Origin of the sequence: Rhizobium rosettiformans (genome assembly GCF_016806065.1) — a bacterium.
Classification (GTDB): Bacteria; Pseudomonadota; Alphaproteobacteria; order Rhizobiales; family Rhizobiaceae; genus Allorhizobium.
The window spans coordinates 161,943-188,237 of sequence record NZ_CP032406.1 but is presented as its reverse complement, the minus strand read 5'-3'; the positions used below and the strand labels follow the sequence as shown (position 1 = coordinate 188,237).

Genomic DNA, 26,295 nt, shown 5'->3' with positions numbered 1-26,295 from the left:
GTTAAATTTTGTTTCTTTTGTCTGTCAAAGTTGCGCGCGGCACATGTGCAGCTATAACTTGTCCGCATAACAATTGCAGATGACACTATTTTGTGCCTGCCAGCGTCCCCTTAGGGACTGGCTCTTCTTTAGAGTTCAATCGATGCGCATCTAGCCGGTCGCTTGCGGTGGCCGGCCCTCGAACCCCATTGCCGAAAAGGATCTCTCTATGGGCAAAAAGCATCCATTTGACAGCCTCATCGAAGCCATCTCGACAGCCAGTGATCCCGATGCATTGACAGCTGCCCTGTCAGAGTTCGGAGAAAGACACGGCTTTCCCTTCTTTGCTTATCTCCGGCTAGACGGTTCGCGTTGGCGAGCGGTTTCCAACTATCCCTCTGAATGGCAAGATCGCTATTATCGCAACAATTACGGCCGTATCGATCCCATCGTCCGTGCTGTGAAACGCGGTGTCCATCCCTTCTGCTGGTCACTCGACGATCCCGTCTTTGAGACCGAACGGGCCGAGGTCGTCGCCTTTCGTGACGAAGCCATTGCCCATGGTATCAGGGCAGGATTTTCGATTCCAATCCGGGTCGGCTTCAGTCATCAGGCGGTTTTGACCTTTGCCTCATCCGACACGCATTGTTTGAACCTCGCCGCCATGCTCGACATTGTCGAGGCTGCGGCGGCCGCTGCAATGCTGCATGTTGCTTTCTCCCTTCCCCGCATGCGTTGGCATCAAGCTGCCCCCAGCGATCTCACCTCGTTCGAGAGGATGTGCCTGCGCTGGGTTGCGGAGGGAAAGACCATGCAGGACGTGGCCGATCTTCTCGATGCCAAGTATTCGACAGTGCGGATCTCGATCGACAAGGCGCGGGACAAACTCGATGCCGTCACCATACAACATGCGACGGCCGTCGCTATACGCCTGTCCTTGATTTGAGCGCTCTTGTGGCCTGGATGAGGTTAAGAGGTTTTACGGAAAGCTGTCGTGTCTTGCCCGTTGGTCAGATGAAACTGCGGCCCACTTCCAATGGTCAGAACCGATCATCCAAACACCAGGTCCTGATCAACCAGGATGTTGAAACGAAAGCCGGGTCTGATCGTCAAAGTCGGCTGCGTGTCGAGACCTTTTGAAATTGAGCCTTCGGCAAGCCGTCCGAAGGTTTCCGCAAAGCTGCGCCGGGCAGCGTCAGACGCGTCTGATACGCCGAAACCATTTTGGGACTGCGGAAGGGAAAGGTCGATGCCGGTGCCAATCAGCGCCACCAGTGCTGCAGTTCCGAAGTTCCGGATGTAATGGCGGTCGACCTTGTCCTTGAAACCGGCCTCCCCCGTCTGATCAATTCCGGCCATGGCGGCAATCTCGAGGCGCGCGCCATCAGGCAAGACAATGTCGGTCCACACGACCAGCACGCGTGACTGACCGTAGGAGACCTTGGAGTCATATTGGCCGACAAGTCTTGATCCTTGCGGGATGAGGAGATGCCGTCCCGTGGCGCTGTCATAGACGTTCTGGCTGACCTGGGCGAGAAGGCGACCGGGTAGATCGGCGTTGAGACCGGTCAACAGCAAAGCTGGGATGACAGAACCGCGCAACAATGTCTTTGAGTTCGTCAAGGGCTCAAGGCGGGGTTCTGCGTCTCTGGCACGTCTCGTCTGGTCGAGGAAGGCTTGCTTTTGACCCTGCCCGTTCTGATCGCTGAAGCCCTCCCCTGCTCGGCCCATGGTTTCGGCGGCCGCCAACAGCCGCTGCGCCAAGCGATCCCTTTGGCCAGGGTCGTTTCTTGCGCCTTCCGCCCCTTCACTTGCAGGCCTCGTCGGCAGTATTTCAGAAAGCGCGCTGGTATCGATCCTGAGTGGTGAAGCCTTGGCGCCCTCAGCCCTTTGCAAGCTTGCCATGATCTGGCGCTGTCGCTCGTTGAGGATCTGTTCCTGGTGCTCGCGCTCCAGTCGCTTGCGCCAGAGTTCATCCTCGTCGAGCGCTGGCGGCGGCGGCGATATCATCTCGTCTCTTGGCGCTCTGCCGGGTGTTACAAGCTTCGGCGCGGGGATCACGTCTGGCCGGTCAGTGACCCTTGACGGGGCCTGGACGATTGGCGGTGACGGATTGTCCCCGATGATCCCGTCGCCGATCCCCTGTTTCAAGGTATCGGCAAAGCTGGTCGCTGGCCGGCGGTCGCGCCCATCCTCTGCCCCTTGTCCACTGCGCCACAAACCGCGTGAAGACAGTCCAAAGACGATTATTGCGATCACCAGGATCGCTCCTGTCAGAACCAGAATGAGCGGCAGGCGGTTGAGCCGCTGCATCCCCTGCTTGTCGCCATTGCCGGATCGGGTCGTCAGGACTTGAGGCGCACCGGAAAGCTGCAACGCTTCGCTCATCGCCCGATCGCTCCGCCGATGGTTTCCAGGACCGGCGGTCCTGCCACATGAATGGTACCCATTGCATCGGTCTCACCGCCGGCCTTGAACCGCGCGCGATACACTTTAGACAGCCTGATGTTCGGCGTCGTCACCCGTATGAGGAGGTCCTCGCCGACCTCGAAAACCGCAAGCTTAAGGACAATATCTTCGCCTTGTGTGTCATGCGCGCTGGCGATGGAATAGCCCTCGCTTGTCAGAGCTTCGCCCAAGGCGGTGCGCATGGCCTGCGGCATGTCCGCATCCAGGACAAGCTTGGCGGGTTTTGCAATGAGGCCTGAAAGATCCTTGGTCAGATCCGTGGCAATCGGCTGGGCGACTGCCGGGCTCTTAAGCGTCGAGGATGCCCCCTGATCGCCGGTGGAAATGCCGCCGCTCCCTTGCATCTGGCAGGAGGTGAGTGTGAAGCCGACACTCACCAGAGTGAGGATCAAGCTGCGACGCCAAGTGGACACCAAGTTGAGGGCAAAACCGGGGACTAAGTCTTGAATCTCTTTCATCTCAACGCCCCCGCCTGATGGTGATCTTCTTCTGTCGCCATCCGGTTCCTGCCAGGAGCACGGCTCTGTCCACCTGTTGGTCGACGATCATCACATCGCGGTTGACCCGGTAGTTGACGATTTGCCGCTCTCCCTCTGACATGAGGAAGAGCACGGGCATCTCGGCATTGGAAACTCCGGCTGGAAACTGGATGTAGGTCTTCTGGCCATCAAAATAGACGCGGCTTGGCCGCCACTTTGCCTGGCCCTCGATCCTGTAGGCAAAATCAAGTCTGCCGGGCGATGCTGGCTCCCCCTGCGCCCGAAGCCTCGCATTGACGGTCGCGATCTGTGCTGGCGATGTTTGAGGATAGGAAAAGCCCACTCGCGCCATATAGCGGCTCTCATGCGATCTCAGCCGGATGTGATAGGTGCGCATCGATGTCGTGACGATCATCGACGTTGCCAGATTGGCTTCCGTCGGACGTACGATGAGGTGAATTGTCTGTTGTCCGCCCTCACCCGAGCTTGCCGCCTCAACGCTCCAGCGCACGCTGTCGCCGACCAGCACGTCCTTGACGATCTCCTGTGCCTGAAGCTCGATATCGCAGACCTGCAGCGGCGCACAGATAATCGAAGCCTGGCCGTCTCCGAAGACGAAGAGGATCTTGCCATCGGGGCCGTGCGTCACGCCACCCCGGCCGCCTTGCCAGGCGCTCGAATGGCTGAGCGCCTTGACTTCGGCAGGCGTCATCTCCTGAGCCAGGCTCTGCCGGTTGCCCATGGCTGAAAAAGCCAGAAAACTGATCAGAATGCACCCTAAACGCTGTTGGAACCTGTAAGTCACGGACAATCTCCATTGCTGTCTAAAGCTGCCTGTCGGGCGCGTGCCGGATCGTCTGTCGATCGCGTGCCGGATCCAGTCGCTAGAGCTGTGCGGTCCAATCGAAGTCGCGCACGTAAAGGCCGATGGGATTGAGCCGGATGACGGCTTCATCCTGTGGCTCGGTGAGTGTCACTGACGCGATGGCGCGAAATCGTCGGCTTGCGGTTTCCCGGCCCCTGCGATCCCTTTCAAACTCGCTCCAATCGATCTGATAGCTTCGCTCTGACAGAGCGACGATGCTCGACACTTCGACTGCCACCGTCACACGCTTGGCGGCCTCAAAGGGCGAATTGGTGCGAAACCAGGCATTGATCTTCTCGGTCGACGGATCGGATGCCCTCAGATGCGCGTAGGTGCGGTCGATATATTGCTTTTGGACCACCGCATCGGGGGTGACAGAGCGAAAGCTGGCGATGAAGTTGCCAAGGATGGCCCTGACCACGCGCTGATCGGCATATTCGATCTGTTCGGGGATCCCCGCGGCAACCGGGCTCCCCAACCGATCAATCTCGACGATGTAGGGAACGAGCCTGGTCGTCTGGCTGAGAAAAAGGGCGTAGCCGAAGCCGGTGGTCGCCAGACAAAGACTGAGCAGGGCGACCGCCCTCCATATCTTCGCCTCCCGCACGAAGCCGCCATAGCGCTCATTCCATTCAAGCCTTGCCGACAGATAGGGGTTATCCGGAAGCGGATTGTTCTTCGTCATCACCGCCTCTCCTCAGGGTTTGGCGTTTTGGGCAAGGACCCTGAAGCAGAGGCCGACTTGTTCATCCCTGCTGGTGCCGCCGCATCGAGTTTGGCGTTTGCAAGCCCTAAGAGTGAGGCGTGCTGGGCACCGGGGGCTGCGATCATCTTGTCGCGAGCCGCAGCGCTCAAAGCCCGCGCTGCCTGCCCGGCGCCGGCTGAAAGCCCGATCATGGCAGCCTCAACGCGAGAGGCGCCTCGAGCCCGTGCTGCATCGGCGGCTCCGAAACCGACCTTTGCAGCGGTCGCCCCCAGAAAGGCGCCCCCGGCCGCCATCGTGCCGGCCTGCGAACCATGGCGGATCACTTCAAGCCCCTGGGTGACCGAAACGCCTTGCACGACACCCTGCACGATGGTCGGGACGTAGAGCGAAATGAGGAACACCACGACGGAGAGGCCCGCCATCGAGAGGGTCGAAAGCAGAGGATCACTGTCATTGAGGGGAGCGGCCGCAAGGCCAAGCAGAACCTCCGATCCGATCCGGGCAATCATCACCAGTGCCATCAGCTTCATGCCGACCGAAAAGGCATAGACCAGATAGCGAAGCGCGAAATCCTTGGTGAAGGACGAGCCGCCGAGCCCCAGCATGATCATTCCGGCCAGAAGCCCGACATACATTTCGACCATGACGGCGACGAAGATGGCCGCGACCAGCGAGAAGCAGATGACGACAACGCCCATGGCAATCACGGAGGCTATTGCCAGTGCATTATCCTCGAAGACACCGAAACGGGCCTGCTCTGAAAGACCGGAGGCAACCTTGATGCCGGCGTCAAAAATCTCGGCCGGAGAGGCTGACCCCTGCCCTGCTCCGATCGCAAACAGACTGTCGACCACGGACTTTGCAAAGCCTGGCCCTTGTTCGAGCAGGAAGGCAAAAAAGCCGACAAACAGGATCCGGCGCACCAGTTCGGCAAACCAGCCGTCAAGCGAGGCTGCAGACAATGCCAGCCAGATTGCCGCAAGACCGATTTCGATCGCCGCCAGGATCCAGAACAGGGACCGTGCGGCCTCCATGATGGTGGTCTGCCAGTCATGCGTTGCTGCAACCACCTGGTTTTCCAACTCGCTCAGCATGGCGCCCTGTTGTGAAAACCCCGGTGTCGACAGGCAAAACAGGCTGATTGCGGCAAGCCAGATGCGGGCTGATGTGGGCCTCGCCATGCAGCCCATGATGCCATGGTCTCGTCCAGAACTTATCACCAGCGTGGCTCCATCTTCTGACCTTGTGGGATGTCCTCGATCGCACTGCCGAAGAAGGCTTCCCGCCGGGCCTGGGCCAGATCTCTCAACGACTGCTCGGATTGCAGCCATGCCGCCGAAAGCGTCATCTGCTGGGCAAAGAGTCCTCGCAGTTTCTGCAGCTGGGCGACCTGCTCGACGGCAATGTCATGGCCAACCTGCAGGGCCTTCATTTGCCCGTCTGACGTCTCGGAGAGACGTTTGAGCGCCGGCATGGTGGCGGCCTCGCTTTCAAACTGCTCTGTCGTCAGGCCGGCGACGCGCAAACTCGCTGCAATCGTCTCCTGATTGCTCTTCGACCAAGTCTTGTAAGTCTCGGCAAAACTCTCGCCGCTTGGCCGCGCCTGCCGGAAGTCCGCATAGCCGCCAAATCGCTGGGCGAGGATTTCGTCGGCATTGCCCATGGTGAAGGCGATGCCCTCGCCTTGCACTGCAATCTCTTTGAGCTTCATGAGATCGGCTTCCACATCGCCCCAGACATGGGCGGGAAGGGCTGCCGTGTTCTGCAACAGGGTGGAATAGATCTGCAGCTGGTTCTGGATCTGCTGGGCAAGCTGGCTGATCTGTGTCAGTTGGTGGCTGACCTGCTCGCCCGAGCTTTCGAGGAGGCCGACGAGCTCGGCATTGTTGGCAAGCTGCGTCCATTCGGTTGCAGCCCCCGTCACTGAACCCGCAAACGCCGGAGACATATGGGCAATAGCCCATGCAGAGCACATTAGGGCCAGCCATGGCTGTCTTGCATGTGAGCTCTTAGTCATCAAGCAGCGACAAGGCATCTGTCTCTCCTTTCAAGCTCAGCCAGTGCCGCGGCCAGTCCGGGCCATGGGCCTGACAAAGGGTCTTGATCGTCCTGATCTGTTCAGCATCCGACACGCCGGTGAAGGCGAGCGTCAGGGGCCCAAGCGCCATCTCGAAAAGCCGGCGCCCTTTTGGGGTCGCGCAGTAATAGTCTTTCTTCGGGCGAGCCGTTGCGATGATCTCGATCTGTCGGTGGTTGAAGCCGAGCCGCTCGTAAAAGGATGCCATTGACGGGGTCTCGGCTGCAGGATTGGCAAGGCAGATCTTGGTCGGGCAGCTTTCAACGAGAACGTCGACAATACCGGACCGCTCGGCGTCCGAGATCGACTGCGTCGCAAGGATGACAGCGCAGTTTGCCTTGCGCAGCACTTTCAGCCATTCGCGGATCTTCTCCCGAAACACCGGGTGACCCAGCATCAACCAGGCCTCGTCGAGTATGATCAGGCTCGGTGCACCGGTCAGTCTCTTCTCGATGCGCCGAAAGAGATGCAGAAGGACCGGAACCAGATTGCGCTCACCCATGGTCATCAGGGCTTCGAGTTCGATGCACTGGAAGGACTGGAATGAAAGCGTATCCTTCTCGGCATCCATGAGATGGCCCATCGGTCCATTGACTGTGTAGTGCGTCAGACCTTCCTTGATCTCTCGCGATTGAACGCCACTGACGAAATCCGAAAGGGAACGGCCAGGGGACGCCGCCATCAAAGCGATCTGATGGGCGATCGCATTGCGGTGCAAAGGTGTCACCGTGACGCCCTGGAAGACGAGAAGCGTCTCGACGAATTCGGTGGCAAAGGCGCGGTCGGCGTCGGTTTCAAGCTCGGCAAGCGGGCAGAAGGAAAGCACTGCCCGCCCATCGGCTTCGGCGCCGATCTCGTGATGGTCACCGCCGACGGCACGTGTCAGCGGCATCAACGACATGCCTTTGTCAAAGGCGAAGATCTGCGCATTTTCGTAGCGGCGAAACTGCGCCGCAATCAGAGCAAGCAGGGTCGATTTCCCGGATCCTGTCGGACCGAAGATCAGGGTATGACCGACATCTTCATGGTGAAGATTGAAATGAAATGGCGTCGATCCCGATGCCACCTGGATCAATGCTGGCGCATTGGACGGGTAAAATGGGCAAGGAGCGGTACTATCGCCTGTCCAGACCGAGTTCAGCGGAAGAAGATCAGCAAGATTGTTGGTGTTGATCAAAGGATCGCGGACATTGGCATACCAGTTTCCGGGCAGGCTGCCGAGATAGGCTTCCGTAGCGTTCAGTGTTTCGATCCGGGCGCCAAAACCTTCCGCCTGGATCATGCGTCGAACCAGTTCTGCGTTTTCGAGAAGCCTGCCGGAGTGATCATCGAAAAGCACGATTACCGACGTATAGTAGCCAAAGGCGACGAGGCCAGAATTGGCCTGGCCGATGGCATGCTCCGTCTCGGCCACCATGGTGGCGGCATCCTGGTCAAGTGAGCGCCCGTCAGTCTGAAAAAGCTGATCGAGAAACGGCCTTACCTTTTGCTGCCATCTCCGCCGCTTCTGTTCGAGCCTGCGCCTTGCGTCTTCAGCGTCAAGGAAGATGAACCGTGAAGACCAGCGATATGACAGGGGCATCTGGTCGAGTGCATTCAAGATGCCCGGCCAGCTTTGTGACGGAAAGCCATCGATCGCAACCACACCAATATGCCGGTCGTCGAGCTTGGGGGTTGTGCCATGCTCCATCTGGGCGGTTAAGATACAATCGAGATACATGCCGACATCAGGAAGCCTGACCGGCATGTTTTCGCCGCTGATACAGAACCTGACAAACTGCAGCAGGCTGTCGAAACGTGCCTCTCGAAGGCCAAGGACTTCGTTCACGCGGTGAACCCGCATCCTTTGAAGGGTGATCGTCGCTGACAGATATTGCTCGATTTCCCTGATGGCGTTGGAAAAGGCAGCGAGTGCTCTGTCGGCCGGGCGAGTGCGCGCGCTGATTTCGGTTGAGAAGACGAATTGTGACATTCCCTCCCCTGCCCGATGGGTGGGCTTGTAGGTCAGGACAAGGGTCTGCCGACTTTCGAAGTGCCGATCCTTCATCTTGAAGTGGCGTCGTCGTTCCTCATCGATCGCCCGGGATACCGGGTCTGGAAAATGCGAGCGCTCGCGCTCATGATAGCCCACACTTGGCACCCGCAGACTGTCAACCTGCAGCATCCAGCCTGAGCCGAGTTTTGAGATTATCGCATTGATTTCATGTGATATTCTGTTTCTTTCGAGCGGTGTCGCACTTTCAGTGTCTGGACCGAAGAAATACCAGCCGGCCAAGAGGCTGCCGTCCTTCAACAAGAGAGTTCCATCCTCGACCAGGGCGGCATAGGGCATGAGATCCGCAAAGGATGGCCCGCGCTGTCGAAACATTGAAAGTGCAACCATTTCTCGTCTCCTCTTCACCTGGCAAACGGAGTGGATGTGGCGCGGTAGACGGGTCGATATCGGATATGGCGCAGATAGATGCGGCGCATCATTGGATCCTTGCGTGCCATGAGGCGCAGAACCGAAACCATGACGATCCATGCGAAGGCGCCCAGAATGGCGGCGGTGATTGTAATCACCACAAACACCAGGATGACGCAGACCAGCCCGGTTAACAGGACGAGTTCGCGATCGCCGCCCATCAGAAGATTGGGGCGCGACAAGGCGCGATGGATGGGATGCGAAACGAGTGAAGTCTCATGCGCCGGCATCATACCAAACACCTCGCGGCCTGTTTGGTGACGCGGGCGGACGCCAGATCGCTATGGGCGACGGGTCTTGAGGTTGTTGCAAGTGTGGAACCCGTGGCTCCAAACAGGCCAACGATCTGGCTTGCCCCTAGAAGTATGCCGGCAACGAGCACGACATACATCAGCCTTCGGGCAAAATCGTTCAGCTCGCCCCCAAAGATCAGCATGCCGCCGGCAACAGCGACCGCCGCAAGGGCGATGAAGCCTGCGACAGGCCCGGTAATCGATTGCTGGATCTGTTCAAGCGGCGCCTCCCAGGGAAGGCCTCCGCCAGAGCCTGCATGCGCTGAGCGCGCCACAACGAAGGCGGCGACCGTGGTCGATGCCATGATCAAGTTCTGAACAGCTTTCATCTTCAGCTCCTTTGTTGATCAACAAGCAGGTATCGTCCCGCATCGAAGCCCTCGACGCTGACGACCTCGTCAATCCGGCGCTTTCCCTCTGAGCGCTTGATCGACACGATGAGGTCAATCGCGTCTGCAATGACATGCTGCATGGGCATCTGGCTCACTTCGCAGACCAGTTGTTCCAGCCTGCGCAAAGCGCCCAAAGCGTTGTTTGCGTGCAATGTCGTGAAGCCTCCGGGATGGCCCGTATTCCAGGCCTTGAGAAGCGTGAGTGCGGCGCCATCCCTCACCTCCCCCACCATGATGCGATCCGGGCGCAGGCGAAGCGTGCTTTTCAACAACCTGTCGATAGCAAGGCTGTCACTGCTTCTCAGCGTGACGGCGTTCTTGGCCGGGCAATCAATCTCGAGCGTGTCTTCGATCAGGACGATGCGATCGTTTGGGAAGCACTTGTGGATCTCCTGCAACACGGCATTGGCAAGTGTCGTCTTGCCGGACCCCGTACCACCGCAAACCAGAATGTTTTGTCGCGCCTTGATTGCGCACAATAGACGATCGAACTGACCGGGGCTCATCGTCTCCTGCCTGACATAGTCCTCAAGCGGGATCTGGCTGATGGCACGGCGCCTGATTGAAAAGGTGGGAGCGCCCACAGCCGGCGGCAAAAGACCTTCAAAACGATGTCGGCCAAGCGGGATTTCGCCAGACACGATTGGCATGATGTCGTTGACTTCCTGGTCAAGTGCATGGGCGACAATCCCAATCACGACCTCTGCTCGCGCAGGATCAAGCGAGCCGACAATCTCCATGCCGCCGGCCAGCCTCTCGACGAAGAGAGTGCCATCGGGATTGAGCATGATCTCGATGACATCGGGGTCAGCTAGCTGTCGGCAAAGATTGGCGCCAAGCGCCTCTTCGAGCTTGCGATTCATTCGGGCGCGGCTTTCAAGTGCTTTCATGAGGAAGCCCTTTTTCGTGTGGCCAGCGTGACGAAAGACGAATAGCCTTCAGGCCGCAGCCTTTCGAAAACCGCCTTCGAAATCTCAAGCGAACCAGCAACACTTTCAGTCTCGTTGATGAAGGTGGCGGGGCCGAGCCGGCTCATCGGCCAACCTGCCATGCGCAGGATGCGCTCGAACCTGACATCCGTGGCCGTCACCAGTTCGCGGAACCCGTTCGTCAGGCACCACTCGACGATGCCGGCGAAGAGCGTCCTTGTTCTCAAACTGGAAAATGAAGTCTGGGCAGACCGCACATTGAGCCTGTGGCGGCCACTGCCATGGTGCGGTTGTGGCAGATCCTTGTCGATGCAGAAGCGCGAGCTCTCGATCATCTGCGGGTGCACTCGAAGTCTCCCACCCTCAAGCAGCATGGGAAAGACTTGCGCAAGCATGCTGGAGCGCGCAGCCTGGTGAAGCCTCACACTGCCGACGACCCGATGGCTGCCTTCGACCAGCAGGATGTAGGTTGGCGCTTGATCGTCAAACTCATCGCGCTCCTGGCCGTCCAGGCTTTCGACTTGCCAGTTGAGACGCTCGGCAAACACCTTCGAACGCAAATGCAGCATCGCTTGCAGGAGTGACGCGGATTGGGGATGCAGAACATCTTCGATAACGACCAGTTGCATGGTAATTCCCTCGTTGGCCCTCTCATGAGAGTGAAACGAGGCGATGTGGTCCAGATACAAATCTGTTGAACGGCTGGGCTATCGGCAGATGTCGTGTGAGTCGGGACTTGTGCCACCGAGAGAATCGGTTTTGCTCGATATCACGGTCGTAATCCGAGCCGGCAATCGCCCGTGGAGCCAGGCTTTCCACGACAAATCTGTCACGCGCTCCCACGCACTTGCCCCAGGCAGGATACCCCAAGTGTCTGGTTTTAAAGGATCATTCTGGCAAGGAGAAGTTTTTTAAGGCGGTCCTCCCATCCGAGTCGTTCCAGTCGCTCGGGGCTTCTTGCTTGCCAAGCGGGGGGAATCGGATAACAGTCCCGATAATTTCCGGATTTACACGAAAATATCGTGACTAGAGGCTTCCTGGCAGATGAATGTGAGACGCGCAATGCAGGATACGGTAACAAGCTTTGCCGATATCATCCTCGAGCAGGGTGGCGAGATCTCGTCCAAGCTTGATATGCTGCGCATGGAGAAATTTCCGCCCAATGCACAAAAGACGCTTCGGCTGTTTCCTTTGGCGGAAGTTGCCCAGTTCGTCGGAGTATCACCGAGCTACCTGAAGAAGCTGCATTTGCAGGGCAAGGGTGTGGAACCGTCGGTAACCTCGACGGGCAGGCGATACTACACGGCATCGCAGATGGATGAATTGCGTGCCCTTCTCGACCGCGTCCCGCACCGGCGTGAAGGCGAGAAGCTTCAGGTCCTGGCCGTTGTCAACTTCAAGGGTGGTTCCGGCAAGACCACGACGTCTGCACATCTTGCTCAGTTCCTGGCGTTGAGCGGCTACCGTGTGCTTGCCGTCGATCTCGACCCGCAGGCGTCGTTGACGGCGCTCTATGGAATCCAGCCCGAGCTGGACGAGAAGCCGTCATTTTACGAAGCCATCCGATATGATGACGGGCGCCGCTCGATTACCGAGATCATTCAGCCGACGAATTTTCCCAACCTGCATATCGTTCCGGCAAACCTGGAACTGCAGGAATACGAATACGAGACCCCGCTTGCCATGCAGCGCAAGGACTCGATGGATGGCAAGTTGTTTTATACGCGGATCGGCAAGGCGCTTGCTGAGGTCGATGATCAGTATGATGTGGTGGTCATCGACTGCCCTCCCCAGCTTGGCTATCTGACGCTCACCGCATTGACGGCTGCGACCTCCGTCCTGATTACCGTGCATCCTCAGATGCTCGACATCATGTCGATGTCGCAGTTCCTTCTGATGCTTGGCGATATCCTGAAGAGTGTGGAGGGAGCCGGTGTCAATGTCAGCCTCGACTGGTTCCGCTATCTGATTACGCGGTTTGAGCCCATGGACGTACCACAGCAGCAGATGGTGGGCTTCATGCAGTCGATGTTTGCCCAGCAGATGATGAAGAACCACATGGTCAAGACGACAGCTGTTTCCGATGCGGGCTTGACCAAACAGACGCTCTACGAGGTCGAGCGGTCCCAGTTTACATCAGCGACCTATGACCGTGCACGTGAAGCCATGGATCTGGTCAATGGTGAAGTTATCGAGCTTCTGGAACATTCTTGGGGGCGTCGTCGTGGGTGATCCGTTGTCAGCCGTACAAATCGATGTTTTTCCCAAAGGTTTCAGGGTCTTGGGCCTTAAAAAGGACGAGTACAATGGCGCGTAAGGACATCTTTGCCAATATCACCTCGACGGAAGGGCCACGAGTGGAGCGTCGGGCAACACCGGGCTATGCGAACAAGGGCGCCTCACGGTCGATGATCAGCTCGCTCAGCGAGCTCGCTGAAAAAGCGGCGATGGTGGATCAAACGCTGTCTGGTGAAGTGGTTGTCGAACTGGACCCAGTGCTGGTTGATGATTCCTTCGTCTCGGATCGCATGGGCGAAGACGAAGTGGCCTTTCAGGAGCTTGTCGAAGCCATCCGGGAACGCGGTCAAAATACACCCGTTTTGGTCCGCCCTCACCCCGACGCCAAGGACCGGTATCAGATCGTCTTCGGGCACCGACGCGTGCGTGCCGCCCGTCTGCTGAACCGTCCAGTCAAGGCGGTGGTCAAGACAGTGTCGGATACCGATCATGTCATCGCTCAGGGGCAGGAAAACTCCGCTCGGGAAAACCTCTCCTTCATTGAGCGTGCGAGTTTTGCCCACCACTTGCAAGAGATCGGGCATGACCGACGCACAATCCAGCTTGCTCTGTCCGTTGATGGCGCGCTTTTAACCCGCATGTTGTCCGTCACAAGCAGAGTGCCGCTTGAGGTGATCCAGGCGATCGGCTCGGCCAAGGGCATTGGTCGTGACCGTTGGCTTGATCTTGCTCAGACCGTTGAACGTCCGGATCTTCGCCGTGTGGCGCAGGCATCCGTTGTCGGGGAAGGTTTTGCCGATCTGCCATCCGAGGCGCGCTTCGAACGTCTCGTTCAGGATCTGCGCAATGCGCGCAAGCCAGAGAAAAAAACGCGCCCGACAGGCAATTGGCAGTCGGGAGATGCGGCAGTGAGCGCCGAGTTCAAAGGTGCGGGCAAAAGTTACTCGATTTCCCTGAAGTCGCGGGAAGCCGTCAGTTTCGGTCGTTTCATTACCGAAAATCTGGAACGGCTTCATGCCGAGTTCAGAGCCCAGTCAAAGTCGTAAGGAGAAGAAACGCAAAAGAAAAAGGCCCCCAAGCGTTGCCGCCCTGGAAGCCTTCCTCATATCGTAGCGGATTGAGAATCGCATCTCCGGGGAGTTCAGTCAAGAGTCTTTGGCACCGTTTTTGGTGAGCAGTTTTCTGTTGCCTTCAAGAAGGTGAAGAAAAATGCAGAGGCATTCCATAACCACGCCCTTTGGGCGGGGATCAATTAAACTCGCCCATGTGAGCCGGCAGTTCGAGGCAGCTCAGACCAAAGAGGGGCTGACTGCCGATAAGTGGAAGGTGTTTCGTGATGTTTGCGAAGCACGCCATTCTATCGGGATTCCGGATCGGGCTTTGACAGTTCTCGACGCCTTGTTGAGCTTTTATCCGCAAAGCGATTTGTCGGAAGAAGCCGGGCTGATCGTCTTTCCATCCAATGCGCAACTGTGCCTTCGCGCCCATGGGATGGCTGACGCAACGCTGAGACGGCACCTGGCGCTTCTGATCGATGCAGGTCTGATTTCGCGCAAGGACAGCCCAAACGGCAAACGCTACGCCCACAAGTCACGTGACGGGCGGGTCGAAGATGCATTCGGCTTTTCGCTGGCGCCGCTTCTTGCCCGCAGGGACGAGCTTGCACATCTTGCCCAGCAAGTGGTGAACGACCGCCGGCGTCTGCAACTGGCGAAAGAGGCCATCACGATCTCAAGACGAGATGTACGCAAGCTCATTACCGCAGCCTTGGAAGAAGGCGCTTCCGGCGATTGGCACTCGCTCGAGGAAAGCTATCTGCAGATTGTCGCCCAGCTTCCACGAAGCCTGACGATCGAGGTTGCCGAGAATTGCCTTCAAAAGCTGACCGTATTGCATCAGGAAGTGTCCAGCCTGTTGGAAAAGCAGCTTAATTCTCAAAATATGAGCGGCAATGGCGCCGAAAATGAGCGTCATATACAGAATTCAAATACCGAATCTATCTATGAACTTGAACCTAGCTCTAGAAAAGAGCAGGGCGAAAGCCCGAGGCTGGAGCTGAAAGCGAAGCGGGAACCGATAAAGGCGTTTCCTCTCGCCATGGTGCTGAAGGCTTGCCCACAGATTGTCGACTATGGGCCCGGCGGCGCGATTGGGTCGTGGCGCGAGCTGATGCAGGCCGCCGTGGTGGTTCGCTCGATGTTGGGGATCAGTCCGTCAGCCTATCAGCATGCCTGCGAAACCATGGGGCCGGAAAATGCAGCGGCAGCCGTTGCTGCCATCCTTGAGCGCGCAGGGCATATCAATTCGGCGGGCGGTTACCTTCGCGATCTGACCCGACGCGCAGCGCGGGGCGAATTCTCACTGGGGCCAATGATTATGGCTTTGATGCGGGCAAACGGGGAGGTGCGGTTGGCAACCGGTTAGGGGATAAGCGACGACCGGGCAGAGTCTTGCTATCATCAAGTTGATGGCAATTGGAGCCGATCCAGGTGAAAAAACAATGAGACTGGGACCCATAGAGGGCGATTTGATCTGGTGGGTGATTGTCAGCCGTACAAACCGGCATTTTATCACGAGTAATCAGATGTTTACGGGTCGCTGAGGACGTCTTATTGGTAGCTGGTCGTTCGCGAGATGAATCACTTCATCTTTGTCGGCACCGCTGGACTTGATGCGGTCCAGATGAATGGAAAGAGTGGGTAGGGGAGGCGCCCAATCTATCAGGATCGGCTGTTTCGGCTTTAACTGTTAGACCCTGAGGCTCGCGATTGGGCTATGGGGCCTGCGGCCCGAGGCGGAGGCGACAATCAGGATCGCGGCTTCTGATATCTCGAAGGGCCCCGGCCTGCAGGTCGCGATCAGCCTGAACAAGATGTCCACGGTCACGGACTTGGCGCTTTTGCGCTTCCTTGGCCGAAGTGTCGCACGAACGGCCAGCCGGATTGCGAAACTGACGGCAGGGGACGGTGAAGTCATGATGGCTTGGCGAAGGCCGGAGTTCAGGCAGCCTGAGTACTCAGGGTCTTGGGTTTCCAATGCCACGGCAGCAATTGCTCCAGCGCTGCTGGCAAGATCTGTTCAAGGAAAAAGGTATTGCGCCGCAAATGGAGCTAAGACCGATGTTGCCACAGCGTTGAGCGCCATGGCGATACCGGCAAACAAGCCGGCCGTAGCGTTCACCTCGTAAGCTCGAGCGGTACCAATCCCATGGGACGTCAGTCCGACGGCAAATCCACGAGCGGCGTAGTCCTTTATTCGCATCATGTTCATGAAAGGCGTAACGATCAGCGCGCCGAAGATCCCGGTCAAAATGACCAGTACGGCCGTCAACGACGGATCGCCGCCGAGCGACTGAGATACCGCCATCGCCACGCCGGCTGTTGCCGATTTTGGAAGAAATGACAGCAGTATGTCCCGCGGGAGGTCAAAGACGTGGCCGAGCACGATCACAGAGGCCATAGCAACTATTGAACCGACTAGGAGCGCCACAGAGATCGGCAGCAGTAAGGCCCTGACTTCGCTCCATTTCCTATACAACGGTACGGCGATTGCCACCGTAGCTGGGCCTAGCAAGAAGTGGATGAATTGGGCTCCCGCGAAGTAACGCTCATATGGCACTTCGGCCGTGATCATCATGACGGAAAGTGCAAGGATGGAGATGAGCACTGGATTAACCAGGGGATGCCGTCCCAGTCTTTTTGAAAGCTCGGAAGCCAAGATCCAGGTAAACAGGGTCAATGTGAGCCATAACAGAGGGGAGGCTGAAAGGTAGACCCAGAGCTCAATCGGTGATCGGTTCATGACCGACGCCCTACGGAAATCAGCTTTCTGACCATGATGAATGCCCAAACCGTGAGCATCAAGGTGATAACCGCAGATAGAATGAGCATGGCACTGAGCGCCCACACTTGAGCACTCAGGATGTTGGCCAGGGCTACGACGCCGACACCTGCCGGTACAAAAAACAGCCCCAGATTTGATAGGAGGGATTCGGCGGCCCCATCGATATTCGGTGCTTCCCGCGTCCAGAGGCGATCCAGTACTGGAAGGGCTGCAAACAAGAGCACAAGCCCTGCCACGGGACCAGGTATGGATACTCCCAGCAAGAACACAAGGCTCTCGCCCACCAACTGGAACAGCAGAAGGACGGCAAGTCCACGAAGCATGGGGCTCTCCTAGAAACGCATTTGGGCCAACAGTCCCAGCATTTGAGCGTATCGTCAAAGACTGCGCAGTCTACAGTCTTAACGATTTCAGTCGATGGACAGATTCAACTTAGAAGGCGGGATGCACGGCCGCTGCGTCTCTGTGCGTGGTTATAATATTCCGAAGCCTGCTGAACGGATCGGTGACGCGATTGCTCCATGGCTTCGGGAAGAGGAATGCCACGATTGGCCGCCTCAGTCAGATAACCAGAACGCAGGCCATGCGCCGAAAACTCTGTCGGATCGAGCCCGGCCAGTTGCGCCCGGTGCTTTAGAATGTCGTTGATCGCCTTCGGATCCAAGGGTCGGCGCGAAATATTGCCCCAGCGATCGATTGCCCTGAAGACACTGCCCTTGTCGATATTCGCCGCGGCAAGCCACGCGTTAAGCGCATCGACCGGTTGCCCGCTGAGATAGACGACTTCGTCGTTATCTGCGCCGCTGGTCTTCGTGCGTCCAAGTTGAATAGAAAGGGAAGGTAGGGGAGGGGCCCCCTCAACCTGAATTGGTTCTTCCGGCTGCAGCTGCTCGACCCTAAGGCCCGCGATTTCGCTGCGGCGCCGGCCGCCGGAGCCAAAGGCGACCATTAAGATCGCACGGTATCTTACATCACGTAAGCTGCTTGTCTTGCAGGTTGCGATTAGCCTGGACAAAATATCTCCGGTAACGGCCTTGGCGCTTTTCCGCTTCCTTGGTCGCGGCGTTGCACGCACGGCCAATCGGATTGCGGACCTGAGGGCAGGGGAACTGAAACAGCCATCCAGCCCGCGCCATCTCGTCAACGTCGACCAGGTGGCAAGGCGCCGGCGCACAGTGTCAGGCGCATGAGGTCCAGTCGATCGCAGTAGCCCCTGGAGCCGAAGCTTATCCTCGACATCTAGTGGCATCCCGTGGTCAGGATTCTGCAAACGTTTTTCTGGATCCCAAAGATGATGCGCCACAAACTTCAAAAGCAGGGCTTCGGGTGCCGGCCAGGAAAGGGAGCGGCCTATCGCAGCCAGCGACCAAGCCTGTAGATAGGCAAGATCAGAGGTGAGGGCTCGAAGGGTATTATCGCCCATGCCCTCGTTGACCAGGTGACGCAGCGTCTCGACATCCTGGTCGGTCAGAAGCTCAGCCAGTTCGTCACGGCGCTCCATCGGCAGGACTGCGGCGATGGTGTCGAGATCCTGGACGCGGCGATCAACCGCACTCATTTGGGCAGGCCGTGTTCATCGTAAAAATCGGAATGGTCGGAGGTTGTGCCAGACGGCACGTTTTTACGGCCCTCCTCTGTCAGAGCAAGGAACTTCTCGAAAGGATCGGTCTTCTGAGCGATCGGCTTGAGCATCGCGACCGGTCTCTCGTCTCGGCAGACTACGATCTCATCGCCACGGAATGCGAGTTCAATCAACTCCTCGAGCCGTTCTGCCGCTTCCGTTACATCGACGAGAATTTTCACAGCTTTCTCCTCACCAGACTCTCTCCTGCAGCACGGCATCGAACACAATGTCCGTCGAGATCAAGGCGCAATGCTCGAGCCGTGTCTGCGCAGCAAGGATCCGGTCCCATGGGTCCCGATGCTCCCAGTCGAAAGCCGCCGCAAGTTCCGCATGCACGTCACTGATGGCTAGAGTCTGAAAGCCGCTGGAGGTGATAGCGGCGCGCAATTCCTGCGGCTTGAGATCTAGCTTCTTCAGCCGCATCTTGTTGTCGAGTTCGTAGAAGGAGACCGCGCTGACGAGAACGGCGTTACGCTTGTCTTCGATGAGGGAGCGTGCACTTGTTGAAAGTCGCGCGCTCCCGATCGTCCACCAATAGACCGCATGGCTATCGAGAAGAAGCTTCACGAGCGCTTGTCCCCGTTGACCGCTTCGCCTTGGAAGATTCCGACGTCGTCGTTCCGGTCGCCGGCGTCGATTGCCGTCTGCTCAGGATCATACTCGTCAAACAGGTCGTCCGGCAAACCCCGCCGCGCCAACAGTCCGAAAGGTCTCTTACCGGCGGGATCAGCCGGACCGATGCGGGCATAGATCTCGTTGCCGCGCATGATGATGATCTCTTCGCCCTGATTGGCGCGATCTAGAACCTCGGCGAAGTTCTTGCGTGCCTCGCTGATCTTGTAGTGCGTCTGGGGCATTGTTGGCTCCGCTTTTGCGCTTCGATGGCAGATTATCATCGGAACCGAATGCGTACAACAAGTATGTACATATAGCCACCGATAAGGGTTACTTATCGGAGGTCAGGGATATCAGCCTCGTTTGTGCGAGGTACAGAACCGTAATACCCATATAGCTTTCGCTTAACGAATCATTTACCATAAATTCAATGTCTTACGATCTCACGAAATTGCCCATCCGGAGCCTGCTGAGGCCGATCTCCGAGGCCGCCGTCGCGCTTGCCCGTCTCGACGAGCGCATTGCCCGCTCTCCCGTCGGTAAGGGCTTTCTCGAGCGCTCGCATTTCCTCGACGCGCATGCCTCGCTCTGGGTCGACGGTGAACTCGTTCATCTCGAAGACCTCGTCCTGCATGACGCGCTCCGGGACATCCGTGCTCCCACCCATGAACTCACCATTGCCCGCGACATCCTGAAAACCCGCCGACGTATCGCCGCTCATCCCCGGGCCTGGGCGCTCTCAGGTCCCGGCCTCGCCTCCCTCCGCGGGCGGGCGTGGCCCGCGGCATCATGGGGTGAGGACGGGGAGGGGGTGCCGGATGGGAATGTCGAGCCGACCCGTGCTCCGGCCGGGGTGGGGGAGGTGGAGGATGAAGTTGAAGACGGTCTGGGTGACGCGTTTGCCGCGATCGATGCGGTAATTGCCCGCTCGGAGGCGGCTATTGAAGAGGCGAAGAAGCCGGGCCGTGTCAAAGACGCTCCGGAAAAGGATCCGTTCGTTTACGACCTCGACTGGGATGAGGACGAGCGGCTGGCGGAGTGGCAGGCCGTGCTGGCTCGCGCCCAGGATCTGCCACCGGTCCTTCAGGCGATCGTCGCCCTCGATGCGTGGAATGAGATCTCCGTCCTGCAGCATGCGCCTTGGCTTGGTCGGCTGCTTGCCGCCTCGGTCCTGCGCGAGGGTGGCGTTACCACAAGCGGGCATCTCGCGGCGATCAATCTCGGGCTGAAAGCCATCCCCGTCGATCGGCGCCGGCATCGTGATCGCGAGACGCGGTTGCTGGCGATATCAAGGGCGCTGACGATTGCCGCCGAGACGGGGCTGAAGGAGTATGATCGGCTGGTGCTGGCGCGGCAGATGATGATGCGCAAACTCGAAGGACGGCGGACGTCGTCCAGGCTGCCGGAGCTGGTCGAGCTCGTCATGGCGCGGCCGTTAATCTCGGCCGGGATGGTGGCGAAGACGCTTGAGGTGACGCCGCAAGGCGCGCGGCGGATCGTTCAGGAGCTTGGGTTGAGGGAGATGACGGGCAGGGGGAGGTTTCGGGCCTGGGGCATATTTTGATGCATTTGCCCGGTTCTACCGCAATCGCAGATATTGCAACATCAGGGCCGTATCGGATTGCTCCGAACGGGATCGCCGAGCAATTGCCTCTGCGTGCCTTCGACGATCTCAATCTTGGTGTCGCCGCACTGCTGTCGGCGGAAACCGGCACAAGCGGGAATTTGCAGTCGACGGCCAAAAGCATCATGTTAGCGTCGGAATAGGACTTCGACGATGCTCTTGCAGAAATACCGCGAGATCAAGGAAGCCCACATGCAGATCGGCAAGGAAGCTCTTGCCGAGATTCGCTGACTGGGCTCGCCACTCTCCGCCAAGGACCTCGAAAACGAGCGCAAGGATCGCGCCGAGCACGAAGAGCGCGTTCCCGCCGTCATGAGGCAGTAATCGCTTCATACCGGAACTGTCCCGTGTAATCCTGGGAGGCCCGAACGGCTACGGCAAATCATTCGCATTCGCGAAGCTGAATGCTCGAAGGCGTCTGGATCAACGCCGACGAGATCGCCCGAGCACTGCCCAAAACCGACGATGGCAAGTCGAAGGAACGCAGAGCAGCCAGCAGTCCATCCGATTGATGCGCGAGGCGAAGGCCGCCGGGTTCAGGGTCGGCCTCTACGAGGTCGCCCTTGATTCCGTTGAGACCAACATCGAACGCCTGAAGCGGCGGGTGGAGAAGGGCGGTCACGACATCCCGGAAGTTGACATTCGCAGGCGACACAAAGGCTCCCTGGAAAAGCTGACCGAAGCCGTGAGGCTCGCAGACGAAGTGATCTTATGGACAATAGCGGTCTGACACCGCACGAGGTGTTCGAGATCCGCTCCGGCGTGGCCAATTCGTCAACATTGACGATCGCTAGGAGCTGCATCGACTGTTCTCGGCCAAGGTCTGCGAGGCCTGTGGATTGGTGGGCTACGACCGCGGTTTCCGGAAGGACCCGAAGCTGGCAGCTCGTCGCGGCGACGACGTGACATCCGACATGCCGATACCGTCTCCCGGACATCGGCCGAAGCCTCCAAGCATGAACTGAGAATGGCATGTTCGAACTGATCAATCTTCTCGAAACCGTGTACCGGACCAGTTTAGCCGAACTCGAAGCATCGTTCAGGCAGTATACCATGGATGCGCAAGAAGTCTTTAGGGTGCGGCAGACAGTTTCGTACAAGTTTCGCCGTATAGTGGTTTTTCTGGAGTAGCGGCTGCCCTCAGGGCGAGACGAGAGACGACGTTATGCAGATTTTGGCGCATCGAGGGTGGTGGACTGATCCGGCGGAAAAGAACTCAGAGGCCGCTTTTCGCCGCGCTTTCGCCGCCGGCTTTGGCATTGAAACAGATGTCCGGGATCAAAATGGCGAACTGAAGATCAGCCACGATATGCCTGTCGGCGATAATCTCATGACGCTAGCCCGTCTTCTGGAAATCTGGGCCGAGTACTCCAGCGCCGGCATGATCGCGCTCAATATCAAGGCCGATGGCTTGCAGGCCGGTGTGATCTCCGCCTTCGCCGCGCAGCCTGCTCCGGTCTTTTGCTTCGACATGGCGGTGCCCGATGCGCTCGGCTATCTCCGCCAGTCGTTCCCGACCTATACGCGGCACTCGGAAGTCGAGCCGGTGCCGGCATTTTATGATCAGGCCGAAGGCGTCTGGGTCGATGCCTTCTTTGGTGACTGGATTACCGCCGATGTCGTCGAGCAGCACCGCGCGGCAGGCAAGAAGGTCGCCCTGGTTTCTCCCGAGTTGCATCGCCGTGATCCTGCGCCCGCCTGGGCTGCCTGGCGCGATCTGTCGGGTGCGGATATTTCAATCTGTACCGATTTTCCTGATCGGGCGCAGGCGTTTTGGGGTAGCCGCTAGGCGGCAGGACGAGGTTTGGATGCTGAGGGGCGCAGATGATTAAGGCAGTCTTGTTCGATATGGATGGCGTCCTGATCGACGCCAAGGAATGGCATTACGAGACGTTGAACGACGCGCTCGCCGTCTTCGGGCTGAATATCAGCCGCACGGAGCATCTTGCTGTCTACGACGGCTTGCCGACGCGAAAGAAGCTCGAACTCCTCAGCCAGGTGCGAGAGCTGTCTCCGCGCCTGCATAACTTCCTCAATGCCCTCAAACAGCAGATGACCTACAAGGTCATCGTGGAAAAATGCCGCCCGGTCTTTCATCACGAATATGCGCTGAGCCGCCTGAAGCGCGAGGGTAAGCGTCTGGTGGTCTGTTCAAATTCCGTCCGTTCCACCGTCGACACGATGATGCGTCAGTCAAACCTGCTCGGCCATCTCGATTTCTATCTGTCGAATCAGGATGTGACCAAGGCGAAGCCCGATCCGGAAATGTATCTGACGGCGATCGACCGCCTCGGACTCTCGCCCGAGGAGTGCCTGATCCTTGAGGATAACGACCACGGCATCCAGGCGGCCCGGGCCTCTGGTGCCCATGTGATGATCATCGGCACCGTCAATGACGTCACCTATGAACGCATTGCGAGCCGGATCGCTGAAATTGAGGCTGTGCACTGATGAGATACCTGATCCCAATCGCCTCCAAGGATGATCTGTTCCCCAAGGACGAATTCCACTTCCCAAAGCCCTTGATCGAGGTGGACGGCGCGCCGATGATCTCGCTGGTCGTCGAAGCGATACGCCAGAGCGATACATCCGCGCGCTTCATCTTCGTCATCCTCAAGGAAGACGCGCTGGAATACAGTCTGTCATCCATCCTGAAACTGCTGGCCGGGCCCGAGACCTTGGTCGTCGAGCTTGCCAATCCGACCATGGGTGCGGTCTGCTCCGCCCTCATGGCGATCGAACATATCGATGATGGGGAGCCGCTGATCATCTGCAATGGTGACCAGATCATCGATGCCGACATCGGTGGGATCGGCAACGCCTTCTACCACTCCGGTGCCGATGCCGGTGTCATCACCTTCCATTCGGTCCATCCGCGCTGGTCCTATGTGCGGGAGGATGAGCACGGACGCGTGACCGAAGTGGCGGAGAAGCGGGTCCTGAGCCGCAAGGCGATCGCCGGCTACTACTACTTCCGCGAGGGCCGCCAGTTCGCGACCTGGGCGCAGGACTATCTGCTGAAGACCGATCCGGTCGGCGGCCGTTACTATCTGTCACCTGTGCTCAACGAAGTCGTGTTGAACGGCGGCCGTATCGCCCAGTACGAGGTCCCTGCAGACAGCTACATTTCCTTCTACTCGCCGAAGCGCATCGAGTTCTATCAGAGCGAGGCCGTGAGCCGCTTTGCACGGCTGAAGGAAAAGCGCCCGGGTGTGCAGGTCGTCATTCCCTTGGCCGGTCTCGGAAGCCGCTTCTCCAAGGCTGGCTATGCCAAGCCAAAGCCCTTCATCGATGTCGACGGAGCGACGATGATCGAACGGGTCATGGACAATCTGCGCGTCGATGGTGCTAGGTTCGTCCTGATCGCCCGCCGCGAGCATCTTGCCGCAGAGCCGGAGGTTGTCGATGGCCTCATCGGTCGCGGAGATCTGGTCTTGTCGCCGATCGATTTCGTCACCGAAGGTGCTGCCTGCACGGTCCTGACAGCCCGTGATCATCTCGACCGGAATGCGCCCCTTCTGATCGCCAATTGCGACCAGATCGTCGATTTCGACTGCTCGAACTTCACCCAGGATGCCATGGAACGTGGTCTCGATGGTTCAATTCTCTGCTTCCGCGACCGGTATCGCGATCCGAAATGGTCCTTTGCCCGCCTGGGTGAGTCCGGTCTCGTCGAAGAGGTGAAGGAGAAGGTCGCGATCTCCGATCTCGCCACTGTCGGGATCTATTACTTCGCCCGCGCCGGAGACTTTATCGATGCGGCGATGGACATGATCGTCGCAAATGACCGCTCGAACGACGAGTTCTATGTCTGCCCGGTCTACAACTACATGTGCCGTCGCGGCAGCCGGATTGGCGTGTACGAGATCGAGTTTGACGCCATGCATGGCATTGGCACGCCCGACGATCTGAATTCCTATCTGGGGCTTCTGAAAAGCGCATGAAATGCATCGTGCCGCTTGCCGGGCCTGACGTCTGGTCTGACCGTTACGGCCTGCGGCCGCTCTTCAAGGTCGATGGGCTGCCGCTCATCGACCTTGCCCTCACATCACGGGCGTGGAAGGGGAAGCTTGGGGGGGAAGACTATATCTTCGTCCTGCGCGAGACAGAGGGGGGCGAGCAGCTTAAGGCCCATCTCTCGGCATCCTTCCCCCGCTGCCGTTTCGTCACGCTCTCGCATCTCTCCGGCGGTGCACTGTTCTCGACGCTCGCGGCCATGGCGCTCGTGGAGCCGACAGAGCCGTTGATCATCGATCTCGCCGACATTCTATTCAGCCATGGCCCGGCAGACCCCGCAGCCCTCTTTGCGAAGGAGGGGCTTGGCGCAGCCGTGCCGGTCTTCCCCTCCAGCCAGAGCTGCTACAGCTACCTGCGCATCGAGAACGGCTTTGCCGTCGAGGCGCGCGAGAAACAGGTCATTTCCGACCACGCCTCGGCTGGCGTCTATATGTTCCGCGATGTCGAGGTCTTCCTCCAGTCCGCTTCGTACAGCATCCGCAACCGCGACGTGCTTGCCTATCGCAACAGCCTCTTCATCTGCCCGATGGTGAACGGTGTGGTGGCGGCTGGGTTAAAGGTCGTGGCACCTGATGTCAGCGATTGCCGCCCCGTCGGCAAACTCTTCCACAACGACAACTGATCCTTTTACGCTCTGCACGGGGCGCGCGAATGCAGGAAGGGCAGCCATGAGAGACCATGGCTGCCCTTGCGTTTTCATGTTCGGATGGCAACGGGCGCTGCTGCGCTCGGCTTCGTATCAGACCATCAGGCCCATGATGTAGCGGCGCAGTTCGCAGTCCTCGCGCGGCACGCGCTTGACGCTGAAGACGCCCTCAAGAACACTGGCGCCGATATGCGGCGAGCGCAGCGCACGCGGCACGCGCTTGGCGAAGACCGCACCCTTGCCGGCGCGCACGTTCTCGACCACATCGGGCGTGATTTCGAGATTGTTGCAATAATTTGCGAGCGTCACCGGCAAGGCGACGTTCACATTGATCATGGCATGCCGTGCGGCGACGGTCGGAAGGATCACCTCTTCGATCGGAAAGCCGACCGGTGCCATGGGAAAGCTCTCCATGAACAAGCGCGCGAGAAGAGCGAAGATCTCACGGCTGGCGAATTGCCCTTCAGCCTGTCCGCCGAAGAACAGCGGCAGGCCGAGGCTGGCGATGAACTTCTGCATGGCTACGCTTTGCAGGAAATCCTGGCGGAAGACGCCCCAGTCGGTCGCTCCGTCGAACAGTTCCATCTGGGCGCCGATCTGGAAGCCCGACACATATTCGGCAAGGCCGTGCTTCACGAAGAGCTCATTCGACGAGATCAGCATCACCTTGGTGAAATCGCTACCAGTCCCTAGGGCATGCAGAAAATTGCTGACATGCACATGCATGAGCCCGCCCGACCAGATGGTCTCAAGCGAGTTCGGGTTGAAGATGACGTTCGGGAAATCGCAGACCCGGCGGAACTCGTCCACCAGACCAACGGATCCGGCAGAAATGTGAATACAGACGAGAGAACCGGGGCAGAAGTAGTTGATGTTCTCGATCTGACCGCGAACGATGTCGGGTCGTTCGTGAACCGGAAGCGAAAAGAGGATTTTGTCCATAGGAGCCACTGTTGAGAGTCATTTTGAGAGAAGTCAGAGGAGACAAAGGTTAGACGAATAGTCTGTCCCCAGGCTGTCCAGGCCAACAGGCCA

Annotated in this window: 29 protein-coding genes; 11 read left to right on the top strand and 18 right to left on the bottom strand. The window is 58.4% G+C overall.

The window, feature by feature from the left end:
- Positions 1 to 208 precede the first annotated feature (208 nt).
- Positions 209 to 925, top strand: a complete 717-nt coding sequence (locus tag D4A92_RS22455) for an autoinducer binding domain-containing protein (RefSeq protein ID WP_203020788.1) — start codon at positions 209 to 211, stop codon at positions 923 to 925.
- A gap of 104 nt (positions 926 to 1,029) precedes the next feature.
- Here D4A92_RS22455 and trbI read toward each other — a convergent pair whose 3' ends face one another.
- The 11 genes from trbI to D4A92_RS22400 form a co-directional block, all read right to left on the bottom strand.
- Entirely contained in the window at positions 1,030 to 2,367 is a 1,338-nt protein-coding gene (trbI, locus tag D4A92_RS22450) for an IncP-type conjugal transfer protein TrbI (RefSeq protein ID WP_203020786.1), read from the bottom strand.
- The gene (locus D4A92_RS22445; protein ID WP_203020784.1) at positions 2,364 to 2,840 is read right to left on the bottom strand and encodes a hypothetical protein; all 477 of its coding nucleotides are present in this window, start codon (positions 2,838 to 2,840) and stop codon (positions 2,364 to 2,366) included. The genes trbI and D4A92_RS22445 overlap by 4 nt, the downstream gene beginning before the upstream one ends.
- Before the next feature lie 67 nt (positions 2,841 to 2,907).
- On the bottom strand, positions 2,908 to 3,639 hold the full coding sequence (gene trbG, locus D4A92_RS22440) for a P-type conjugative transfer protein TrbG (RefSeq protein WP_246754157.1): 732 nt from the start codon (positions 3,637 to 3,639) through the stop codon (positions 2,908 to 2,910).
- Positions 3,640 to 3,811: 172 nt separating this feature from the next.
- Positions 3,812 to 4,477, bottom strand: coding sequence for a conjugal transfer protein TrbF (trbF, locus tag D4A92_RS22435; RefSeq protein ID WP_203020782.1), 666 nt, complete (start codon positions 4,475 to 4,477; stop codon positions 3,812 to 3,814).
- The gene (gene trbL, locus D4A92_RS22430) at positions 4,477 to 5,679 is read right to left on the bottom strand and encodes a P-type conjugative transfer protein TrbL (protein ID WP_203020907.1); all 1,203 of its coding nucleotides are present in this window, start codon (positions 5,677 to 5,679) and stop codon (positions 4,477 to 4,479) included. The genes trbF and trbL overlap by 1 nt, the downstream gene beginning before the upstream one ends.
- Before the next feature lie 35 nt (positions 5,680 to 5,714).
- Entirely contained in the window at positions 5,715 to 6,473 is a 759-nt protein-coding gene (gene trbJ / locus D4A92_RS22425) for a P-type conjugative transfer protein TrbJ (protein ID WP_246754156.1), read from the bottom strand.
- A gap of 34 nt (positions 6,474 to 6,507) precedes the next feature.
- On the bottom strand, positions 6,508 to 8,958 hold the full coding sequence (locus tag D4A92_RS22420) for a VirB4 family type IV secretion/conjugal transfer ATPase (protein WP_203020778.1): 2,451 nt from the start codon (positions 8,956 to 8,958) through the stop codon (positions 6,508 to 6,510).
- Positions 8,959 to 8,972: 14 nt separating this feature from the next.
- Positions 8,973 to 9,269, bottom strand: a complete 297-nt coding sequence (locus D4A92_RS22415) for a conjugal transfer protein TrbD (protein ID WP_203020905.1) — start codon at positions 9,267 to 9,269, stop codon at positions 8,973 to 8,975.
- Entirely contained in the window at positions 9,269 to 9,637 is a 369-nt protein-coding gene (locus D4A92_RS22410; RefSeq protein ID WP_246754165.1) for a TrbC/VirB2 family protein, read from the bottom strand. The genes D4A92_RS22415 and D4A92_RS22410 overlap by 1 nt, the downstream gene beginning before the upstream one ends.
- A 26-nt stretch (positions 9,638 to 9,663) precedes the next feature.
- Positions 9,664 to 10,614 carry a P-type conjugative transfer ATPase TrbB gene (gene trbB, locus D4A92_RS22405; RefSeq protein ID WP_203020774.1) on the bottom strand — a complete coding sequence of 317 codons (951 nt, stop codon included), beginning with the start codon at positions 10,612 to 10,614 and terminating at the stop codon, positions 9,664 to 9,666.
- A complete protein-coding gene (locus D4A92_RS22400; protein ID WP_203020772.1) occupies positions 10,611 to 11,282 on the bottom strand; it encodes an acyl-homoserine-lactone synthase in 672 nt (223 codons plus the stop codon). The genes trbB and D4A92_RS22400 overlap by 4 nt, the downstream gene beginning before the upstream one ends.
- A gap of 415 nt (positions 11,283 to 11,697) precedes the next feature.
- On the opposite strand from D4A92_RS22400, the gene repA reads away from it, so the two are divergent.
- The 3 genes from repA to repC all read left to right on the top strand — a co-directional run bounded on the left by repA (position 11,698) and on the right by repC (position 15,315).
- The gene (repA, locus tag D4A92_RS22395) at positions 11,698 to 12,885 is read left to right on the top strand and encodes a plasmid partitioning protein RepA (protein WP_203020770.1); all 1,188 of its coding nucleotides are present in this window, start codon (positions 11,698 to 11,700) and stop codon (positions 12,883 to 12,885) included.
- 74 nt (positions 12,886 to 12,959) lie between these two features.
- The gene (gene repB / locus D4A92_RS22390) at positions 12,960 to 13,937 is read left to right on the top strand and encodes a plasmid partitioning protein RepB (RefSeq protein ID WP_203020768.1); all 978 of its coding nucleotides are present in this window, start codon (positions 12,960 to 12,962) and stop codon (positions 13,935 to 13,937) included.
- Positions 13,938 to 14,100: 163 nt separating this feature from the next.
- Positions 14,101 to 15,315, top strand: a complete 1,215-nt coding sequence (gene repC / locus D4A92_RS22385) for a plasmid replication protein RepC (protein WP_203020766.1) — start codon at positions 14,101 to 14,103, stop codon at positions 15,313 to 15,315.
- Between the two features lie 654 nt (positions 15,316 to 15,969).
- Here the strand turns inward: repC and D4A92_RS22380 are convergent.
- From D4A92_RS22380 to D4A92_RS22355, 6 genes are all read right to left on the bottom strand, one after another.
- Complete coding sequence (locus tag D4A92_RS22380) at positions 15,970 to 16,692, bottom strand: LrgB family protein (protein ID WP_203020764.1); 723 nt, start codon at positions 16,690 to 16,692, stop codon at positions 15,970 to 15,972.
- Positions 16,689 to 17,057: a CidA/LrgA family protein gene (locus D4A92_RS22375; RefSeq protein WP_203020762.1), complete on the bottom strand. Its 369-nt coding sequence runs from the start codon at positions 17,055 to 17,057 to the stop codon at positions 16,689 to 16,691. Before D4A92_RS22375 ends, D4A92_RS22380 begins: the two co-directional genes overlap by 4 nt.
- A 104-nt stretch (positions 17,058 to 17,161) precedes the next feature.
- The gene (locus D4A92_RS22370; RefSeq protein ID WP_203020760.1) at positions 17,162 to 18,292 is read right to left on the bottom strand and encodes a tyrosine-type recombinase/integrase; all 1,131 of its coding nucleotides are present in this window, start codon (positions 18,290 to 18,292) and stop codon (positions 17,162 to 17,164) included.
- A complete protein-coding gene (locus tag D4A92_RS22365) occupies positions 18,289 to 18,537 on the bottom strand; it encodes a type II toxin-antitoxin system Phd/YefM family antitoxin (RefSeq protein WP_203020758.1) in 249 nt (82 codons plus the stop codon). The genes D4A92_RS22370 and D4A92_RS22365 overlap by 4 nt, the downstream gene beginning before the upstream one ends.
- 10 nt (positions 18,538 to 18,547) lie before the next feature.
- A complete protein-coding gene (locus D4A92_RS22360; protein WP_203020756.1) occupies positions 18,548 to 18,925 on the bottom strand; it encodes a type II toxin-antitoxin system VapC family toxin in 378 nt (125 codons plus the stop codon).
- A complete protein-coding gene (locus D4A92_RS22355; protein WP_203020754.1) occupies positions 18,922 to 19,215 on the bottom strand; it encodes a type II toxin-antitoxin system Phd/YefM family antitoxin in 294 nt (97 codons plus the stop codon). The genes D4A92_RS22360 and D4A92_RS22355 overlap by 4 nt, the downstream gene beginning before the upstream one ends.
- A gap of 188 nt (positions 19,216 to 19,403) precedes the next feature.
- Here D4A92_RS22355 and D4A92_RS22350 point away from each other — a divergent pair, with 188 nt between their 5' ends.
- The 7 genes from D4A92_RS22350 to D4A92_RS22320 all read left to right on the top strand — a co-directional run bounded on the left by D4A92_RS22350 (position 19,404) and on the right by D4A92_RS22320 (position 25,236).
- Positions 19,404 to 20,537: an RHE_PE00001 family protein gene (locus D4A92_RS22350; protein WP_203020752.1), complete on the top strand. Its 1,134-nt coding sequence runs from the start codon at positions 19,404 to 19,406 to the stop codon at positions 20,535 to 20,537.
- Positions 20,537 to 20,740, top strand: a complete 204-nt coding sequence (locus D4A92_RS22345; protein WP_203020750.1) for a hypothetical protein — start codon at positions 20,537 to 20,539, stop codon at positions 20,738 to 20,740. Before D4A92_RS22350 ends, D4A92_RS22345 begins: the two co-directional genes overlap by 1 nt.
- Before the next feature lie 368 nt (positions 20,741 to 21,108).
- Positions 21,109 to 21,327, top strand: coding sequence for a hypothetical protein (locus D4A92_RS22340; protein WP_203020748.1), 219 nt, complete (start codon positions 21,109 to 21,111; stop codon positions 21,325 to 21,327).
- Between the two features lie 435 nt (positions 21,328 to 21,762).
- Positions 21,763 to 22,386 (top strand): hypothetical protein, encoded by a 624-nt coding sequence (locus D4A92_RS22335; RefSeq protein WP_203020746.1) that lies wholly within the window; start codon positions 21,763 to 21,765, stop codon positions 22,384 to 22,386.
- A 35-nt stretch (positions 22,387 to 22,421) separates the two neighbouring features.
- Complete coding sequence (locus tag D4A92_RS22330; RefSeq protein WP_203020744.1) at positions 22,422 to 23,048, top strand: HAD family hydrolase; 627 nt, start codon at positions 22,422 to 22,424, stop codon at positions 23,046 to 23,048.
- Positions 23,048 to 24,541 (top strand): glycosyltransferase family 2 protein, encoded by a 1,494-nt coding sequence (locus D4A92_RS22325; protein WP_203020742.1) that lies wholly within the window; start codon positions 23,048 to 23,050, stop codon positions 24,539 to 24,541. The genes D4A92_RS22330 and D4A92_RS22325 overlap by 1 nt, the downstream gene beginning before the upstream one ends.
- On the top strand, positions 24,538 to 25,236 hold the full coding sequence (locus tag D4A92_RS22320; RefSeq protein ID WP_203020740.1) for a hypothetical protein: 699 nt from the start codon (positions 24,538 to 24,540) through the stop codon (positions 25,234 to 25,236). The genes D4A92_RS22325 and D4A92_RS22320 overlap by 4 nt, the downstream gene beginning before the upstream one ends.
- Before the next feature lie 117 nt (positions 25,237 to 25,353).
- Here the strand turns inward: D4A92_RS22320 and D4A92_RS22315 are convergent, their stop codons facing one another.
- Positions 25,354 to 26,202 carry a hypothetical protein gene (locus D4A92_RS22315; RefSeq protein WP_203020738.1) on the bottom strand — a complete coding sequence of 283 codons (849 nt, stop codon included), beginning with the start codon at positions 26,200 to 26,202 and terminating at the stop codon, positions 25,354 to 25,356.
- Positions 26,203 to 26,295 lie beyond the last annotated feature (93 nt).

What these genes read in the sequence shown, in the direction of transcription:
- D4A92_RS22455 (WP_203020788.1), top strand. Translation starts at nt 209, where the DNA reads ATGGGCAAAAAGCATCCATTTGACAGCCTCATCGAAGCCATCTCGACA.
- trbI (WP_203020786.1), bottom strand. Translation starts at nt 2,367, where the DNA reads ATGAGCGAAGCGTTGCAGCTTTCCGGTGCGCCTCAAGTCCTGACGACC.
- trbG (WP_246754157.1), bottom strand. Translation starts at nt 3,639, where the DNA reads ATGACGCCTGCCGAAGTCAAGGCGCTCAGCCATTCGAGCGCCTGGCAA.
- trbF (WP_203020782.1), bottom strand. Translation starts at nt 4,477, where the DNA reads ATGACGAAGAACAATCCGCTTCCGGATAACCCCTATCTGTCGGCAAGG.
- trbL (WP_203020907.1), bottom strand. Translation starts at nt 5,679, where the DNA reads ATGGCGAGGCCCACATCAGCCCGCATCTGGCTTGCCGCAATCAGCCTG.
- trbJ (WP_246754156.1), bottom strand. Translation starts at nt 6,473, where the DNA reads ATGTGCTCTGCATGGGCTATTGCCCATATGTCTCCGGCGTTTGCGGGT.
- D4A92_RS22420 (WP_203020778.1), bottom strand. Translation starts at nt 8,958, where the DNA reads ATGGTTGCACTTTCAATGTTTCGACAGCGCGGGCCATCCTTTGCGGAT.
- D4A92_RS22415 (WP_203020905.1), bottom strand. Translation starts at nt 9,269, where the DNA reads ATGCCGGCGCATGAGACTTCACTCGTTTCGCATCCCATCCATCGCGCC.
- D4A92_RS22410 (WP_246754165.1), bottom strand. Translation starts at nt 9,637, where the DNA reads ATGGCATCGACCACGGTCGCCGCCTTCGTTGTGGCGCGCTCAGCGCAT.
- trbB (WP_203020774.1), bottom strand. Translation starts at nt 10,614, where the DNA reads ATGAAAGCACTTGAAAGCCGCGCCCGAATGAATCGCAAGCTCGAAGAG.
- D4A92_RS22400 (WP_203020772.1), bottom strand. Translation starts at nt 11,282, where the DNA reads ATGCAACTGGTCGTTATCGAAGATGTTCTGCATCCCCAATCCGCGTCA.
- repA (WP_203020770.1), top strand. Translation starts at nt 11,698, where the DNA reads ATGAATGTGAGACGCGCAATGCAGGATACGGTAACAAGCTTTGCCGAT.
- repB (WP_203020768.1), top strand. Translation starts at nt 12,960, where the DNA reads ATGGCGCGTAAGGACATCTTTGCCAATATCACCTCGACGGAAGGGCCA.
- repC (WP_203020766.1), top strand. Translation starts at nt 14,101, where the DNA reads ATGCAGAGGCATTCCATAACCACGCCCTTTGGGCGGGGATCAATTAAA.
- D4A92_RS22380 (WP_203020764.1), bottom strand. Translation starts at nt 16,692, where the DNA reads ATGAACCGATCACCGATTGAGCTCTGGGTCTACCTTTCAGCCTCCCCT.
- D4A92_RS22375 (WP_203020762.1), bottom strand. Translation starts at nt 17,057, where the DNA reads ATGCTTCGTGGACTTGCCGTCCTTCTGCTGTTCCAGTTGGTGGGCGAG.
- D4A92_RS22370 (WP_203020760.1), bottom strand. Translation starts at nt 18,292, where the DNA reads ATGAGTGCGGTTGATCGCCGCGTCCAGGATCTCGACACCATCGCCGCA.
- D4A92_RS22355 (WP_203020754.1), bottom strand. Translation starts at nt 19,215, where the DNA reads ATGCCCCAGACGCACTACAAGATCAGCGAGGCACGCAAGAACTTCGCC.
- D4A92_RS22350 (WP_203020752.1), top strand. Translation starts at nt 19,404, where the DNA reads ATGTCTTACGATCTCACGAAATTGCCCATCCGGAGCCTGCTGAGGCCG.
- D4A92_RS22345 (WP_203020750.1), top strand. Translation starts at nt 20,537, where the DNA reads ATGCATTTGCCCGGTTCTACCGCAATCGCAGATATTGCAACATCAGGG.
- D4A92_RS22340 (WP_203020748.1), top strand. Translation starts at nt 21,109, where the DNA reads ATGCGCGAGGCGAAGGCCGCCGGGTTCAGGGTCGGCCTCTACGAGGTC.
- D4A92_RS22335 (WP_203020746.1), top strand. Translation starts at nt 21,763, where the DNA reads ATGCAGATTTTGGCGCATCGAGGGTGGTGGACTGATCCGGCGGAAAAG.
- D4A92_RS22330 (WP_203020744.1), top strand. Translation starts at nt 22,422, where the DNA reads ATGATTAAGGCAGTCTTGTTCGATATGGATGGCGTCCTGATCGACGCC.
- D4A92_RS22325 (WP_203020742.1), top strand. Translation starts at nt 23,048, where the DNA reads ATGAGATACCTGATCCCAATCGCCTCCAAGGATGATCTGTTCCCCAAG.
- D4A92_RS22320 (WP_203020740.1), top strand. Translation starts at nt 24,538, where the DNA reads ATGAAATGCATCGTGCCGCTTGCCGGGCCTGACGTCTGGTCTGACCGT.
- D4A92_RS22315 (WP_203020738.1), bottom strand. Translation starts at nt 26,202, where the DNA reads ATGGACAAAATCCTCTTTTCGCTTCCGGTTCACGAACGACCCGACATC.